Here is a 14,814-nt window from a genome sequence, read left to right as displayed (position 1 = left end):
CCAATAACAGCCGAGGCCGAAGCCCCGGTGTGTGTTAAACAGATTTAGCTAAACCGCTTGGCGAGTTACGCAAAGGTTCGCGCCAGTTCTTATTGAAATCGGCCATAGCCTGCTCTGGCGTATCACCAAAACCAGCAACGCCGCTTTGCAGATCATCGCCGTAGAGCGCACACCACTGATTGCCGTCGACGCTGATAGATGGCCGGTAAACCGCGCTCGGCGCTGTCATCTCTTCCTGAATAGAACAAATGGCCATGCGGGCTTCGGCGCTAGCCATTTCAAAATAGTGAGCAATGTTCATGTCGCGGAACGAGCGCTCAATAGCCTCGCCAGCATCTACATTGCCAATCTTGCTTCGCACAGCATCAAAAATTGCTTGATATGAATCGCTCATTCGTTTCTCCCGTTGATCAACAGAGCGCCCTCATGGAAGGCGCTCGAGTAATCGTTCGGTCTTGCCAGAAATCCGCCTCAAGCTGAATACTCATACCAGTCGTTCAGATCGCCGGAACCGAATCGCCAGATGAAACGATCAACATCCGCGCCCAGGCGAAATATGCACACCCCGTCATCTACCTTCTCGCACCAGCCGATGAACTCTCCGGCTGGCTTGGTCATGTGCTTGTCGCTGGCGAAGATCCGGCAGCCCTTAGCAGGCTTGAAGAACCGCATCATGCGTGCATCTGCACAGTGACGAATCCGTTGCTCGCCACCACATGCGTCCAGCGGTTGAACCAGACACCATCGCCGAACTTCTTCATGGCGGCGCGGCGCACCTCGATAACGATGCTGTCTACCGTGTCGCCACTGCCTGGCAAAACCAGCCAGTCAAGGCGCTTGCCGTTGCTCAGGCTGCTGTCGATATTGAATTGAGCCATTTCATTTCTCCGGTTGTTTTCCCAATGCAGCCTGTCGCCAAGCTGCATCAGTGAAAATCATTTGAATCCTTCTCATTAGCCGCGAACTCCCGCTAACACTCCGCTTACCGGCCCTTCCGCGCCGGACTGAGGGAGGCCCTCAGGGGTCAAGGCTCGCTGTGCTTGACCACGTAACAGGTTCTGGCTTCTTGAGGCCTGCCGGCGAACCGGACGTGCAACTAAAGAGCTTTCTGGCCGTGGCCAAGGCATCGCTGCCTGTCTTGCTGCCGGTGTTGTCCGGCTGTGATTGAATTTAAGCATTCTGAAATTAATAGGTCAAGCATGCTGAAAGAATTTATTTAAGTAACCTGAAATTAATTTGAGGCGCTCAATAAAAAGCCCCGCTCAGTGGCGGGGCTATCCGAATTACTTAAATGCTGGGGTTAGAGGATTTTGGTTTTCTCGGGAGGCATGAGCTTGTAGGCGTATTGGTCGCCGGTATAAATGGCTTTGCCAGCGGCTGCCACGTTAAGCAAACAGCAGAAGGCGAGGGCAATACGAATGGAGCCCGTGCTTTTGGCGCACAGCACAAAAAGGCATGCGGCCAAGAACAGGAACAGGAAAACCATTAAAGCTCTCCGCCTCTCCAGATAACACGCCCAAGTATTTCGACATGCTGCAGGCCGTCTGGTGAAATAGGCTCGTCAGGGTAGCGGCGTTTGTCTTCGTTGTCCGAGCGTATGAGCCAGCCAGTCATCTGTTTGACCAGGCGCTTAATGATCACTTCACCATCAGCTCGGCGTAAGACGTAGATACGGCCGTCCACGGGATCTTGGTGCTCATGATTGATCAGCACCACCTCTCCGTCATTAATGGTCGGCTCCATACTGCTGCCCATGGCATAGATAACACTGCAAGCGCCAATCGGGGCGTGCAGCCTGTTCAGCCATTCGCGCTTAAACGCCAGCCCGCCCTTAACCTCGACATGATCATTGGCGTAGCCATTGCCCATAGCTGCCTTTGCTGTCAGCTGGGGAACAAGCTCATACCCATCAAGCGGGCTTTCATCATCCAGGACTTCAGGGCCTTCTTCTATAGCCAGCCATTTAGGGCTGAATCCGGTGAGCTTTGCGAGCGCAAATAGGTTTTCCGGCTTCATGCTTTTGCTGTCGCCATTGATCCACTGGGTAACCGCAGAGTTCGCGACGCCGCAAGCCTTAGCAACTTCCTGCTTTTTAAGTCCGCTTTCGCGTATCGCCTTGGCGATTCTTTCGTGTCTTTCCATACCGTGAATTTTAAGCCTGCTGAAATTAAGCATGTAGCGCTGTATTTCAGTGCTTTCGGTTTTTATTTCAGTATGCTTTAATTCATATACGTTCACGGGAGTTACCAGATGAATACACAGGAAGCAGCCAAGCACTTTGGCTCAAAAGTGAAGCTGGCAAAGGCCTTGGGCATTCGACCAAGTGCCATTACAGGGTGGGGTGATACACCTCCATTGGTTCGCCAGTACCAGATTCAAGTGCTTAGCAAGAACAAGCTCAAGGCTACCCAGCCCGAGACTGCATCGGTCGCTTAGCTGTCAGCATTTTTGCTGTTCGGTCAAAGGCTGCCTGTTCGCAGCCTGGCTGATTAGGCCGCAGCAACAGGGAAGCCGTAGCAAGTTTGCCGTTAAACCGAAGCTGGGCCGATAGCGGCATAACTTCAACCAAAGCAGCAACGTGACACCGCAGCGCAAGAAGCTCGCCACGCAGTTCGGAAAGGTCAGTCATCGGCAACGCCCTTGGTTGATTGAGTGACAACAGAATGCCAGCGCCAAGTCACTGGCTCCACGGAAAGAAAAAAGAGGATTTTACGGATGGAACACATTGAAAACGCCGTACATGAAACCGTTCTAGACGCTGGGGCTAAGAAGCTGGCGCCAATGATTGGCTTGTCACACACCGCCTTGCTGCAGCGCACCAATCCGAAGAATGACGACCACAAGCTGACGCTTGCCCAGTTCTTCCTGATCAACCTGCACAGCAAGGACCAGCGCTCATTGCGTGCGCTGGCGGCAGAGCTTGGCTACGAGCTTGCGCCAATTCAGAAGGCCTCCAAGGCAACACCCATGGCGGCGCTGATGGAAACCCTACGCGACTCAGCATCAACCACCCAGGTTGCTATGGACGCATTGGCTGACTCGGTACTTACGGCCCAAGAAAAGCGCGACATTGAAACGGCTGTAGCCAAAGAAATGCGGAGCCTTCAAGAGTTTCTGAACGCGATCAAAAGCTCCGCCGGCTTACAGCAGGTCGGCTGAATTACAGGCACAAAAAAGCCACCGGGCATGGTGGCTATTCGTTACAGCAGTTCGTGAGGTGATTATGGACAGCACAAACCAAAACATCAATACCTCTGTCAGCCAGGCCGCCGCTATTCGCAGCTGGCTTGAAGCAGGCAAGTCTATTACGGCAGGCGAGGCCTTAAAGCAGTTCTCATGCTTTCGCTTGGCTGCACGTATCAACGATCTGCGCATGAGTGGTATGCAGATCAACTCCCGGCCTGTAGCCGTCATCAACGCACAGGGCAAGCAGGTTCGTGTTGCTCAGTACGAAATTGCTCAAAAGGTGTCGGCATGAGCTTCCAAGCTATGGCCTGGGCAGTAGATATAAAGCTTCCAATGCGCGAGAAGTTTGTTTTGCTGATGCTGGCCAATCGCACCAACCATGACACAGGCCGCTGCGACCCTTCGCACAAGCGCATTGCGGAAGATTGTGGCATGAGCGTATCAAGCGTTAAGCGCGCAATTCAGTCACTGGAAGACAACGGCTTTCTGGTTACAGAGAACCGCTCAGCCAACAGTGTCAAACTGCCTAATCAATACCGTCTCTGCCTTGAGGTAGGGGTAGGTTCACACAGACCTAACCCAGTTCAGAGTGAACCTACCATAGGTCAGGCTGAACCCACGGTAGGTTCACAGGGAACTGAGGGGGTAGGTTCACACAGACCTATAAAACAGGAATCTTTTAACCAGGAATTAAACCCGGAATTAAACCTGAAAGAATTACCGGTTGCGGCAAGCGCTACCGGGCTGGTTGTGATTGAGGGCGGAAAACTCGACAAGCCTAAGGTTGATATCCCAAGCGACATGCCAGGCCCAAAAGACCAGGCCTGCAAAACGTTCCGCACCTGGGCTAATTACGCTTTTGCTTACCGCAAGCGCTACAACGCATGGCCTGTTTGGAACGCCAAGGTCGGCGGGCAGGTTTCTCAGCTAATTGACCGCCTTGGCGCTGATGTTGCGCCGCAGGTTGCCGTGTTTTACCTGTCTGTGAACGATGCCCGCTTAATCAACGAATGCCATAGCCTGAGCGGCCTGCTGTGCAAGGCTGAATCACTGCATACCCAGTGGGTTACCGGACGACAGATCAACGGCACCACGGCCCGCCAGATGGAAAACACCCAGGCCAATATCAACGCAGCGCAAGAAGCCGCCGCTCGAATCAGTGAAAAGGGGGTGAAGAATGCTTTCCTCCAATGATCTGAACGACCTGGTTGGAGCTATTTGCGCAACGGCCGAGACGCTCGGGCAGACCGTCAGCGCAAGTGCTGCGCAGATGATTGCTGAAGACTTGGCGCACTATTCGGTTGAGGAAATTGCTGGGGCCCTCCGCTCATGCAGGCGCGAGCTGACCGGCAAATTGACCCTTGCTTCAATCATGCAGCGCATCCAGGCCGCAGACGGCCGACCTGACCCTAATGAAGCATGGGGCATTGCACTGGCTTCATCTGACGAATCGGACAGCGTTGTTACCACTGATGAAATTCAGTTGGCGCTCGGAGCTGCCCGACCAATCCTGCTGGCCAAAGACAAGATTGGCGCCCGTATGGCGTTTATCTCGGCATACAGCCGCTTTGTTGATGCGGCCCGCCGAGAAGCCAAGCCCGTCAACTGGTCGTTATCAATGGGTTTTGACCCGCAGCGCCGACTTATGGCTGTTCAGGAGGGCGTTCGTATGGGGCGTTTGTCGCATGAAGCTGCCAAAGAATACGGCCTGCAGCTAATTCATGAACCAATCACCAATGACGGACTGGCCATCGCTGGGCTGCTTTCGGGTTCACCGGCTGCCAAGCCAAGCGAGAAGATGCGCGCCCGCTGGCAAGAAGTCCGGAAAGCCATCACCGATAAAACTGCAGAGCGCAAGAAGCAGGCTGACATTCGCGCAGCCCGGGAGCGCAAGAAGCTGAGGGTTGCTCGCGCAAAAGCTGAAAGGGCGGCAATCAAGGCTGGGCAGTTAACAAGGGAGCCTGGCCATGCATAAGCGCTGCTGGAAGATATCAATCCCGGGCTGCGCTCCTTTCACCATGATCCTGATGGATGACGAGCTGATTGCTTCGGCAGTGGCAAAGAGCATTTGGCCAAGCGCGAGTGTGAGCTGATGGACAACTACGAAATCACCTTTATACGAGACTTCCGGCAGTACGGCCGCACCGTTAAAGCGTCGTCATTTGCTGAGGCTGAATCGCAATGCAGCGAAGGCGAGTTTGTTTCAGGGCTTGTGGTGCATGTCAGCCAGGCTGATGAACAGCTTGTCTCTGATATGCGCAAGCGAGTTGGTGAGGCAGTGCCGGAGGCGGCTCATGGCTAATCCATCATTCCCGATCCGTACAGAGCAAGACAAGGCCCGCGCAATCCAGATTATCCAGCGCATAGGCCTTACGGAGGGCAAGACATGGTGCATCAAGGATGAAGTACGCAGTGATGCCCAGAATCGCCGCATGTGGGCCATGTTGCGCGACATATCCCGCCAAAAAGAATGGTACGGCCAAATGCTGAGCGACGAGGACTGGAAACACGTATTCAGTGCATCGGTAGAGCAGCAGCGAGCGGTACCCGGCTTGGAGGGTGGTTTCGTTGTTCTCGGCGTATCTACCCGCAAGCAATCCAAAAAGTGGTTCAACGACATGTTCCATGTGATGGAGGCATTTGGCGCTGAGTACGGAATCAAGTTCACTACTGTTGATTACTGGGGAGTAGCCGCATGAGCAAGCTAACCAAGCTGGCCCGCGACCGTGAGTGCCAGATTCGCATACCTGGTATCTGCAACTTTGACCCAGCTACTACCGTGCTTGCGCATTACCGCTTGGCTGGAACCTGTGGTGTTGGAATAAAGCCGCACGATCTTCTTGGCGCCTGGGCGTGCTCATCCTGTCATGACGAGGTAGACCGTCGCACCCGGCGCATTGACCCGGATAGCGCAACGCTTGCTCATCTTGAGGGTGTTATTCGCACCCAGGCCATTCTGCTGAAGGAAGGGAAGGTGGCAGCGTGAAAGTAAAAGCCCCAACAGAGGATCAAGATCAGGCTGCTTTGGTCAAGTGGTTTGACCTGCAGTACCCGGCAATGCGGGGCAGGCTGGCCGCAACCCCAAACGGAGGCCACCGGCACAAGATTACAGCGGCAAAGCTGAAGGCGGGCGGTGTGCGGGCTGGCTATCCAGACTTGAACTTGCTTACGCCGCGCCATGGCTTTGCAGGTCTGTTCATAGAAATGAAGCGCTCCAAGGGCGGCGCGTTATCAGCAGAGCAGGCCGACTGGCTGCAATGGCTAAGTGATCAGGGATTCATGGCAGTTGTGTGCAAGGGGTTCGATGCAGCACAGAAGACAATTCAAGGGTATCTCGGGGAGGCACCATGCAGCAGATAGACACAGCATATCTATTGCAGGAGTGGGGGGTGTGGCTGCGCGTCCAGGTAGGTGTGCCGCGCTATGTGTCGCCAAGCTACGCGCTAATGCGAGACAACGTGCAAATGAGTGGCGGGCTAGATCCATGCATCACCGACGACACCGCAATGCTCATCGACCGCCTGGTATCGCGACTGGAGAAGCGCTATCCGGAAGCCGGTCAGGCTCTGTGGAATTATTACCGGCACGGCATCAGCTATCGGCACCTTGGCAAGCTGATGGGTATTACGCACGTAAAGGCTCAGGAGTTGGTCATGGTGGGCAGTGCATGGGTCGATTCAGCGCTGTGCGGCCACGATATTGCAGCATGAGTTACGCATGTTGACAGTGGATTACACATGGCGTAACTTAGTGCCCATAGTGCGGTTTTACCGCGTTGAAACCCGGCCATCGAGCCGGGTTTTTTATTGCCCAAAATCCTTGCCTGCATCCCCATGCAGACCCTTGCCCGCCACTGAGCGGGTTTTTTTATTCCACTCGCAACAGTCCTGCAAAGCAGGAGGCATGTATGCAGCTGTTAACCAGGAGTACCAAGCCAATGAGCCAAGCAGCCACTGATACGCTGGCGGAAGCCACGAAAGCGGCCCCGGCGGTCGCAGTGGCTATTACTGGCGCGACCGGCGCAATCGACTGGTCCAATATCAGCTACATGCTGGTTGCCCTGTACACGCTATTGCAAATCGGTTTGCTGATCCCGCGCTACCTCCGTGAATGGCGCCGCATCAAGAATGACAGCACAAAGGCGGATGAGGCGTGAAGCCAGCTTCCCATGCCAAACAATGGTATCGACTCTGGTCGGTACGTTTAGCTGTGCTGAGTGCCGCCCTGTCTGCTTGTGAAGCTCTGGTGCCACTATGGCAGCCGCATATGCCTGGTGGTGTGTTCGCAGTGCTTGCCACGATTGTTGGTATTGCTGCCGCTGTTGCTCGGACCGTTAAGCAAGAAACACTGGCTAAGGACTGAGTATGAGCGGGGAAGTGAAGAAGCAGCCAGACTGGGAGCGCATCGAAAAGCTCTACCGCGCGGGCGTTCTTTCTGTACGAGAGATAGCCGGCGAGTGCGGCGTGTCTCACACGGCCATCAACAAGCGAGCAAAGACCCATGGCTGGGAGCGTGACCTAAAGGCAAAGATCAAGGCCAAGGCTGATTCGCTGGTTTCCAAAGCTGAGGTTTCCACACAGGTTTCCAAGGAAGAGCTGGCAACCGAGCGCGGAATCATCGAGGCAAATGCGCAGGTTATTGCTGACATACGCATTGCTCACCGCACGGACATTGGGCGCTCTCGGAAGATGGCCAACAAGCTGCTGGATGAGCTTGAAGGCATGACCGATAACCGCGAGCTCTTTGATCAGCTTGGCGAGTTGCTTCAGTCCCCTGATGAAAATGGCCAGGACAAGCTAAACGATCTGTACATGAAGGTTATCAGCCTCCCGTCGCGCACCAAGACGATGAAGGAATTGGCTGAGACGCTGAAGACACTGATCACCCTTGAGCGCCAGGCATATGACGTTGGCGCTGAGCTGCCACGTCAGCCGCATGAAGAATTAACGGACGAAGAAATTGAGCGCCGCATCGCTCAGCTTGCCGGGTAACCGGGAAGAACGCATAGAGCTGCTGGCGCTGCTTGAGGAAAAACGCCGCAGGGATGCGACAAGGCAGCATCTGATTCAGTTTGAGTCGCTGTATGCGTGGCAAACCAAGTTTGTTGCAGCAACGGCCGATCACACGTCTTGCATGCTTATGGCAGCAAACCGGGTGGGCAAGACTCGGACGGGCCTGACCATAGATGCCATCCATTTGCTGGGCGATTACCCAGACGATTGGGAAGGCCACAGGTTCGAAGCCCCGCCACTGTGCTGGCTGCTTGGCTTCTCGATGGAGAAGACACGCGACCTGCTCCAGGCGCCATTGTTTGGTAGGGCAGAAGGCAACAAGTTTATTGGCGGCCTTATACCAGCTGATCGTGTTGTCGACTGGAAATCTGCTACCGGCACCAGTGGCGCAATGCGCGAGGTGAGAGTCAGGCACGCCAGTGGTGGTATTGCGATTGTGCAGTTCTGGTCATACAGCCAGGGCCAGCACGCAATCATGGGCGATAGCGTTGATTGGTATCACATCGACGAAGAACCCCGCGACAAAGCTATTTACCCGCAGGTACTGACCCGCACGGCAACAGGTGACGGCGGCAAGGGCGGCAGGGGAATACTGACCTTTACGCCTGAGAATGGCCGCACCGAACTTGTAGTGCAGTTCATGGATGAGCCCGCTGAAGGGCAGTACATGCAGCGCGCCACTTGGGATGACGCGCCTCACTTAACCGAAGAAACGCGCCGCAAGCTGCTGGGTATGTACCCGCAGTGGCAGCGCGATATGCGCTCAAAAGGTATGCCATTGCTTGGTACTGGCTTGATATTCGATTTCGGCGACGACCTGATCAAGTGTGCGCCGTTTGAATGTCCTGCTCATTTCTGGGTAGTCAACGGCATGGACTTTGGTTGGGATCACCCGCAAGCGCATGTGCAGCTTTGGATCGACATTGAGTCTGATGTGGTTTACCTGGCCCACGCATGGAAGAAGTCAAAGGTCACACCAATAACCGCCTGGGGATCGGTCAAGGCATGGGCGCAATATGTGCCAACTGCCTGGGCTGCTGACGGCCTGCAGTCTGAGAAGTCGTCAGGCATTCACCAGAAAGCAGCTTATGACGATGCTGGCTGGCAAATGATGGGCACTCACGCTACGTGGCCAGAGGGCGGCGTTGGCGTCGAGGCTGGCTTGGTCGAGCTCTATGAACGCATGACCACCGGGCGCTTCAAGGTGTTCTCGCACCTATCTGATTTCTTTGAAGAAAAGATGAGTTACCACCGGGACGAGACAGGAAAGATCGTGAAGCTTAACGATGACCTGATCTCGGCGACTCGTTACGCCTACATGATGCGCCGCAATGCTCTGCAGCGGTTCCAGTGCAAGCCTGCTGAGGCTGGCGTTTACAAATCTGATTACGACCCATTTGGAGGGAGCTAGCCATGTGCGGCAGCAAGCTAAAGAAACTTGCCTCAGTGGCAACGCTGGGGATTACCGATGCGTTCACTGGAGCGCTGGAGCCACCAAAGGCACCAGACGCCCCTGCCTCTGTTGACCCAACCCCAACAGAGGCAGATCCAGGCGTCATTGCTGCGCGTGAGGACGAGAAGCGCCGCCGCGCTGCTGCCGCTGGGCAGTCGAGCACTATCCTCACTGGCGCAAACGGCCTGACCACGCAAGCAAATACAGGGCAAAAAACCCTGCTGGGCGCTTAATCATGGCCGACACTCTGCGCAAAAGGCTCGACGACCGCATGTCTAGCCTGCGCAATGAGCGCGACAGTAGCTGGAAAGAAACGTGGCGCGAGCTTTCTGACTACATCGAACCGCGCACTGGGCGCTGGTGCCTATCTGACACCAATGACGGCAAGCGCCGCGATCAAAAAATTATCAACGGTACAGCGACGTATGCAGCTCGCGTGCTTGAGGCTGGCATGCGTGACGGGATCACAAGCCCGGCGCGCCCATGGTTCAAGCTGGCTACGCCTGATCCAAGCCTCGCCAACTACGCACCGGTCAAGCTTTGGCTGAATCAGGCTGAAGTGGCAATGCGTGAGGTATTCGCTAAGTCGAACCTCTATAACACGCTTACCACGCTGTATGGTGAGGCCGGCATCTTCGGTACTGGTGCGATGGCAGTGATGCCTGATGCGCGTGATGTGGTGCGGTTCTATCCGTTCACCATCGGCAGTTTCATGCTGGCCAACAGTGACCGGTTGCAAGTTGACACGCTGTATCGCGAGTTCCGAATGACTGCGCGCCAGATGGAGCAGCAATTTGGCAGGGCGAAAATGTCCAGCGCCGCACAAAGCCTGCTCGACACCAAGCCTGATGCCTGGGTGGATATCTGCCACGCAAACGAGCCGAACGACACTCGCATCGCTGGCATGCGCGACAACAAGAACATGGCTTACCGCTCAGTCTATTGGGAGAAGGGCGGCGACAGCGATAAGACGCTGAGCGAATCAGGCTTTGAGCAGTTCCCGATCATGGCGCCGCGCTGGAAAGTGAATGGCGAAGATGTGTATGGCCGTGGCCCGGGCGCTCTGTGTATTGGTGACAACAAAGCCCTGCAGCTCATGGAGAAGCGCAAGGCCCAGCTATTGGCGCAAGGTGCGACACCGGCAATGGGCGCGCCTTCCTCGCTGAAAGGCCAGAAGGCATCGATCATTCCAGGCGATATCACCTACGTGACCGAAAGCGCTGCGGGTCAGAAGTTCTCGCCGATCTACACGCCTGATCCGACTTGGTATTCAGCGTTGCGCGGCGAGATTCAGGCGCACGAAGGCCGAATCGACACCGCGTTCTTCGTTGACCTGTTCCTGATGATTTCTCAGATGGATTCGGTTCGCACTGCCACTGAGATTGCTGCGCGCAAAGAAGAGAAGATGCTGATGCTCGGGCCAGTTCTCGAGCGCCTCAACGACGAATTGCTTGATCCGCTTATCGATCGCACCTTTGCAATCATGCTTGAGCAGTCCGTGCCGCGTTGGGCTGGCCTGTTGCCAGGCAAGCCGTTGCTGGCGCCGCCACCTGAAGAGCTTGCAGGCATGGACCTTCGTGTTGAGTACATCAGCATCTTGGCTCAAGCACAGAAAGCCATGGGAGTTGGCAGTATTGAGCGGACCCTTGGGTTTGCTGGGAACCTTGCCGGTATCGATCAGGGCGTGCTGGACAACATCAACTTCGACAGCACGATCAATGAATACGCCTCAATGATTGGTGTTCCGCCTGCAATCCTTAACAGCCAGGAGCAGGTTAAACAGATTCGCGAGCAGCGCGCCAAGGCTCAGCAGCAGCAAGCCGCTATGGAGCAAATGGGCTCAGCAGTACAGGGCGCCAAGCTCCTTTCTGAGACTGATGTGAGTAGCGAGAACGCCCTCACGTCCCTGGTCGGGGCCTAACAATGAACGCTGCAAACCAAGCTGCTACCGAGAAGGCCGAGCAGCTGGACAAGCTCGCCCGCAAACAAGAGACGGCCGACTTTCTGGCGCTGATGAACACCCAGCAGGGCAGGCGCTTCATGTGGTCCTTGCTGAGTAAGTGCAACTTGTTCGCCACCAGCTTCAACCCTCACGGCGGGCTGATGAACATCGCCGAGGGCAAGAAGCAGATCGGCTACCAGTACCTAGAAGCAATCAACCAACTCTGCCCAGACCTGTACGCCCTGATGACTCAAGAGGCGAACGAGGCTGTGCGTAACCGCCAGCTACAGCTGGATAACGTAGAGGAAGAATCCAATGACTGACGAAACAACCAATGCTGGAGCTCAGGACACCACCGCCGCGCCAGCCGAAGTTGCACAGTCGGATGCGCCGCCATCAACACCTGAATCAACCACAACCCTGACGCAGCCAGCGCCAGGTGAAGAGGTTGCCGAAGGTGATAAGGGCGGCGAGCAAGCTGACAAACCGACCGGTCCGCCGGATGAATACGCTGATTTCACTGTGGGCGAAGGCGCTGAGATTGACGCTGATGTGCTGAATGACTTCAAGGGCATTGCCAAAGAACTTGGCCTTACCCAGGAAGGCGCACAAAAGCTTATCGACCTGCAAAGCGCCATGGCAGCGAAGCAAGAGCAAGCGTTATCGGAAAGTCGCGAAGGCTTGCGCAAGCAGTGGTCCGAGGCAGTACGTAACGACCCTGAGTTCGGCGGCGAGAAGTACGACGAGAACGTAGCCATCGCAGCCAAAACCATGCAGGCGTTCGGAGACGACACGCTGCGCACCCTACTGAATGACTCCGGCCTGGGTAACCACCCTGCGCTGGTGAAGTTCTGTCATCGCATTGGAAAGGCAATTTCTGAGGATCGCCTTGTTATGCCTGGAACCCAGGCGGCGCCCGCAGAAATGACGATTGTTGACGCATTCAAATAAACGTTAGGAGATTCCCAACATGGGTATTTTGACAAGCACCATGCCAACTCTGCTGGATAAATTCAGCCGAGAAGATAGCCAGAAGAAGATCATGAAGATCGTCGAGCTGATGGCTAAACAGAACGACATCCTCATGGATGCCGAGTACCAGGAGTGCAATGACGGCTCCAAGCACAAAACCACCATGCGCTCGGGCATTCCTGAGCCTACATGGCGCATGTTCAACAAGGGCGTCCAGCCAAGCAAGTCGACCACTGTGCCTGTGCTTGACACCACTGGCATGATGGAAGACTACGGCAAGGTCGATAAGGCGCTGGCCGACCTGAGTGGCAATGCTGACGCATTCCGCGTGTCTGAGAACATCGCCAAGCTGCAGGGCTTCAACAACAAAGCCTCGCGCTATATGTTCTACGGCAACACCCAGAGCGAGCCAGAAGCATTCTTGGGCTTGTCACCGCGCTATAACGATCTTTCTGCTGAGTCTGGCGCAAACATCGTTGATGGCGAAGGCACAGGCTCAACCAACGCATCGATCTGGTTTGTGACCTGGGGCGAAATGACCACGCACCTGCTGTATCCAAAAGACAGCGTGGCCGGCTTCCAGCATCGTAACCTCGGTGAAGACACCGTAAAGGACGATGACGGCGGCGAGTTCCAGGCCTACCGCGACCACTTCAAGTGGGACATCGGTATGTCTGTCCGCGACTGGCGTGCAAATGCGCGCATTGCGAATATCGATGTGACCACCCTGACCAAGGACGCAGCTACCGGCACCGACCTCATCGAGAAGATGATTCGAGCCTACTACCTGCTGGAAAACCCAATGCAGGGTGAAGGTCGCACGGTCATTTACTGCAACCGCACCCTGCAAACATTCCTGCACCTGCAGGCCATGAAAGAAAAGAACGTCAACCTGACCCTGGGTGAGTACGCCGGTCGCAAGATTCCTGAGCTGCTGGGCATCCCGATCAAGCGTTGCGACGCTCTGCTCAACACTGAAGCCCGCGTGGTTTAAGGAGAACGATCATGCTTTTAGATGCCAAACTGCTGATGTCCAATCAACAGGCCATCACTGCAACCGCCGCCTCGACCGATGTAATTGATCGCGGCGACGTTAAGGACGTGGGCAAGGACGGCAGCATTCCGCTGCTGGTCCAAGTCACCGAAGCGTTCAACACCCTGACCAGCCTGACTATCGACGTACAGACAGACGACAACTCGGCATTCAGTTCGCCGCGCTCCCTGTTCTCTACTGTCGTGCCCCTGGCTGAACTCAAGGCTGGCTATCAAACGCCGGTCATTACTCTGCCTCAAAAGACCGAGCGCTATTTGCGCGTGAACTACACCGTGACCGGCACCGCGCCGACCACTGGTAAGGTCACTGCTGGCGTGGTTGCGGGGGTTCAGACCAATGGCTAAGACATACAAAGTGCTTGAGCGCTCGTATATCAACGGGCGCTTGTATGAGCCAGGCGAAACGCTGGAACTGGAAATTGACCGCCCCGGCAGCAACCTTGAACTGGTGAAGGCGACCAAGGCGGACAAGGCTAAGGTCGGCGACGAATCAACTGACAAGCCAGCTGACAACCTGCCTGACGCCTAACTGCGTCAAACCCCAAGAGGGCTCTTCGGAGCCCTTTTTTATTGCCCAAAGGAAAGCACATGGCCAGTGTCGTTCAGATCTGCAACATCGCCTTAAGCCGTATCGGGCAGACGCAGTTTATTGATTCGCTCACAGAGCAAAGCAAGGCTGCCGAGTTGTGTGATTTGCACTATGACGCGTGCCGTGAAGAGGTTTTGCAGGCTGCGCCGTGGCCATTTGCTGAGGCCAGGGTGTACTTGGCCGATATTGGCTCACCGCCGGTGAACTGGCTGTACCGCTATCGCTATCCTACTGACTGCCTACAGGCTCAGTACATTTCATTGCCAGGCATGCGCATGCCCTCTACAGAGCTGCGGCCTAAATTCAAGGTGATCAACGCTTCAGGTGGGCGGGCAATAGTTGCCGACATGCCGCAAGCCGAACTGGTTTACACGGTAAGCGTTGAAGACACCACCTACTTTCCCCCTCTATTCGTGTCCGCGCTTGCATGGCGGGTTGCTGCCGAGCTGGCCATGGGGTTGCAGGCGCGGCCAGAGAACTACGCCGCTGCCATGCAGAATTACTCACGCGTGATAGACCAGGCGCAAGCTCAGGCATTCAACGAAAGCGACGAAGATGAGCTGCCCGAGTCTGAATTTGTATCGGTGCGCAACTGATGGGTATTAGT

The 14,814-nt window shown here is 55.5% G+C and carries 26 protein-coding genes; 22 read left to right on the top strand and 4 right to left on the bottom strand.

Features of this window, described 5'->3' with window-relative positions; genetic code table 11:
• Positions 1–34: 34 nt before the first annotated feature.
• From CHB79_RS06875 to CHB79_RS06855, 4 genes are all read right to left on the bottom strand, one after another.
• Positions 35–394, bottom strand: a complete 360-nt coding sequence (locus CHB79_RS06875; RefSeq protein WP_089359359.1) for a hypothetical protein — start codon at positions 392–394, stop codon at positions 35–37.
• Positions 395–471: 77 nt separating this feature from the next.
• Positions 472–675: a hypothetical protein gene (locus tag CHB79_RS06870; protein ID WP_089359358.1), complete on the bottom strand. Its 204-nt coding sequence runs from the start codon at positions 673–675 to the stop codon at positions 472–474.
• Complete coding sequence (locus CHB79_RS06865) at positions 672–878, bottom strand: hypothetical protein (RefSeq protein ID WP_089359931.1); 207 nt, start codon at positions 876–878, stop codon at positions 672–674. The genes CHB79_RS06870 and CHB79_RS06865 overlap by 4 nt, the downstream gene beginning before the upstream one ends.
• 607 nt (positions 879–1,485) lie before the next feature.
• The gene (locus CHB79_RS06855; RefSeq protein WP_089359356.1) at positions 1,486–2,238 is read right to left on the bottom strand and encodes a LexA family transcriptional regulator; all 753 of its coding nucleotides are present in this window, start codon (positions 2,236–2,238) and stop codon (positions 1,486–1,488) included.
• 12 nt (positions 2,239–2,250) lie between these two features.
• Here CHB79_RS06855 and CHB79_RS06850 point away from each other — a divergent pair, with 12 nt between their 5' ends.
• From CHB79_RS06850 to CHB79_RS06745, 22 genes are all read left to right on the top strand, one after another.
• On the top strand, positions 2,251–2,436 hold the full coding sequence (locus CHB79_RS06850; protein WP_089359355.1) for a Cro/CI family transcriptional regulator: 186 nt from the start codon (positions 2,251–2,253) through the stop codon (positions 2,434–2,436).
• A 279-nt stretch (positions 2,437–2,715) separates the two neighbouring features.
• Complete coding sequence (locus CHB79_RS06845) at positions 2,716–3,159, top strand: phage regulatory CII family protein (protein WP_089359354.1); 444 nt, start codon at positions 2,716–2,718, stop codon at positions 3,157–3,159.
• 64 nt (positions 3,160–3,223) lie between these two features.
• Positions 3,224–3,478, top strand: coding sequence for a helix-turn-helix domain-containing protein (locus CHB79_RS06840; RefSeq protein ID WP_089359353.1), 255 nt, complete (start codon positions 3,224–3,226; stop codon positions 3,476–3,478).
• The gene (locus CHB79_RS06835) at positions 3,475–4,380 is read left to right on the top strand and encodes a helix-turn-helix domain-containing protein (protein ID WP_089359352.1); all 906 of its coding nucleotides are present in this window, start codon (positions 3,475–3,477) and stop codon (positions 4,378–4,380) included. The genes CHB79_RS06840 and CHB79_RS06835 overlap by 4 nt, the downstream gene beginning before the upstream one ends.
• Positions 4,364–5,161: a hypothetical protein gene (locus CHB79_RS06830; RefSeq protein ID WP_089359351.1), complete on the top strand. Its 798-nt coding sequence runs from the start codon at positions 4,364–4,366 to the stop codon at positions 5,159–5,161. Before CHB79_RS06835 ends, CHB79_RS06830 begins: the two co-directional genes overlap by 17 nt.
• A gap of 117 nt (positions 5,162–5,278) precedes the next feature.
• The gene (locus CHB79_RS06825) at positions 5,279–5,488 is read left to right on the top strand and encodes a hypothetical protein (RefSeq protein ID WP_089359350.1); all 210 of its coding nucleotides are present in this window, start codon (positions 5,279–5,281) and stop codon (positions 5,486–5,488) included.
• Positions 5,481–5,885, top strand: coding sequence for a recombination protein NinB (locus CHB79_RS06820; protein ID WP_089359349.1), 405 nt, complete (start codon positions 5,481–5,483; stop codon positions 5,883–5,885). The genes CHB79_RS06825 and CHB79_RS06820 overlap by 8 nt, the downstream gene beginning before the upstream one ends.
• Positions 5,882–6,172, top strand: coding sequence for a DUF1364 domain-containing protein (locus CHB79_RS06815; RefSeq protein ID WP_089359348.1), 291 nt, complete (start codon positions 5,882–5,884; stop codon positions 6,170–6,172). Before CHB79_RS06820 ends, CHB79_RS06815 begins: the two co-directional genes overlap by 4 nt.
• Complete coding sequence (locus CHB79_RS06810; protein WP_089359347.1) at positions 6,169–6,546, top strand: VRR-NUC domain-containing protein; 378 nt, start codon at positions 6,169–6,171, stop codon at positions 6,544–6,546. The genes CHB79_RS06815 and CHB79_RS06810 overlap by 4 nt, the downstream gene beginning before the upstream one ends.
• Positions 6,534–6,896 carry an antiterminator Q family protein gene (locus tag CHB79_RS06805; protein WP_089359346.1) on the top strand — a complete coding sequence of 121 codons (363 nt, stop codon included), beginning with the start codon at positions 6,534–6,536 and terminating at the stop codon, positions 6,894–6,896. Before CHB79_RS06810 ends, CHB79_RS06805 begins: the two co-directional genes overlap by 13 nt.
• 197 nt (positions 6,897–7,093) lie before the next feature.
• Complete coding sequence (locus tag CHB79_RS06800; protein WP_425439583.1) at positions 7,094–7,342, top strand: hypothetical protein; 249 nt, start codon at positions 7,094–7,096, stop codon at positions 7,340–7,342.
• Positions 7,339–7,548: a DUF7940 domain-containing protein gene (locus tag CHB79_RS22485; RefSeq protein WP_089359345.1), complete on the top strand. Its 210-nt coding sequence runs from the start codon at positions 7,339–7,341 to the stop codon at positions 7,546–7,548. The genes CHB79_RS06800 and CHB79_RS22485 overlap by 4 nt, the downstream gene beginning before the upstream one ends.
• Positions 7,549–7,550: 2 nt before the next feature.
• The gene (locus CHB79_RS06790; protein WP_089359344.1) at positions 7,551–8,177 is read left to right on the top strand and encodes a hypothetical protein; all 627 of its coding nucleotides are present in this window, start codon (positions 7,551–7,553) and stop codon (positions 8,175–8,177) included.
• The gene (locus CHB79_RS06785) at positions 8,146–9,609 is read left to right on the top strand and encodes a phage terminase large subunit family protein (RefSeq protein ID WP_245851382.1); all 1,464 of its coding nucleotides are present in this window, start codon (positions 8,146–8,148) and stop codon (positions 9,607–9,609) included. Before CHB79_RS06790 ends, CHB79_RS06785 begins: the two co-directional genes overlap by 32 nt.
• Positions 9,610–9,611: 2 nt before the next feature.
• The gene (locus tag CHB79_RS06780) at positions 9,612–9,884 is read left to right on the top strand and encodes a hypothetical protein (RefSeq protein WP_089359343.1); all 273 of its coding nucleotides are present in this window, start codon (positions 9,612–9,614) and stop codon (positions 9,882–9,884) included.
• Positions 9,885–9,886: 2 nt separating this feature from the next.
• Complete coding sequence (locus tag CHB79_RS06775; RefSeq protein WP_089359342.1) at positions 9,887–11,572, top strand: portal protein; 1,686 nt, start codon at positions 9,887–9,889, stop codon at positions 11,570–11,572.
• A 2-nt stretch (positions 11,573–11,574) separates the two neighbouring features.
• On the top strand, positions 11,575–11,916 hold the full coding sequence (locus CHB79_RS06770; protein ID WP_089359341.1) for a Bbp19 family protein: 342 nt from the start codon (positions 11,575–11,577) through the stop codon (positions 11,914–11,916).
• A complete protein-coding gene (locus CHB79_RS06765) occupies positions 11,909–12,544 on the top strand; it encodes a hypothetical protein (RefSeq protein ID WP_089359340.1) in 636 nt (211 codons plus the stop codon). Before CHB79_RS06770 ends, CHB79_RS06765 begins: the two co-directional genes overlap by 8 nt.
• A 19-nt stretch (positions 12,545–12,563) precedes the next feature.
• The gene (locus CHB79_RS06760; protein WP_089359339.1) at positions 12,564–13,559 is read left to right on the top strand and encodes a major capsid protein; all 996 of its coding nucleotides are present in this window, start codon (positions 12,564–12,566) and stop codon (positions 13,557–13,559) included.
• Between the two features lie 11 nt (positions 13,560–13,570).
• A complete protein-coding gene (locus CHB79_RS06755; RefSeq protein WP_089359338.1) occupies positions 13,571–13,963 on the top strand; it encodes a Bbp16 family capsid cement protein in 393 nt (130 codons plus the stop codon).
• Positions 13,956–14,147, top strand: coding sequence for a hypothetical protein (locus CHB79_RS06750; RefSeq protein WP_089359337.1), 192 nt, complete (start codon positions 13,956–13,958; stop codon positions 14,145–14,147). The genes CHB79_RS06755 and CHB79_RS06750 overlap by 8 nt, the downstream gene beginning before the upstream one ends.
• A gap of 59 nt (positions 14,148–14,206) precedes the next feature.
• Positions 14,207–14,803, top strand: a complete 597-nt coding sequence (locus CHB79_RS06745; RefSeq protein WP_089359336.1) for a phage connector family protein — start codon at positions 14,207–14,209, stop codon at positions 14,801–14,803.
• Positions 14,804–14,814 lie beyond the last annotated feature (11 nt).

This window comes from Pseudomonas segetis (assembly GCF_900188155.1).
GTDB lineage: Bacteria > Pseudomonadota > Gammaproteobacteria > Pseudomonadales > Pseudomonadaceae > Aquipseudomonas > Aquipseudomonas segetis.
The sequence above is the reverse complement of the archived record's forward strand: the minus strand, read 5'-3'. Positions and strand labels throughout refer to the sequence as shown.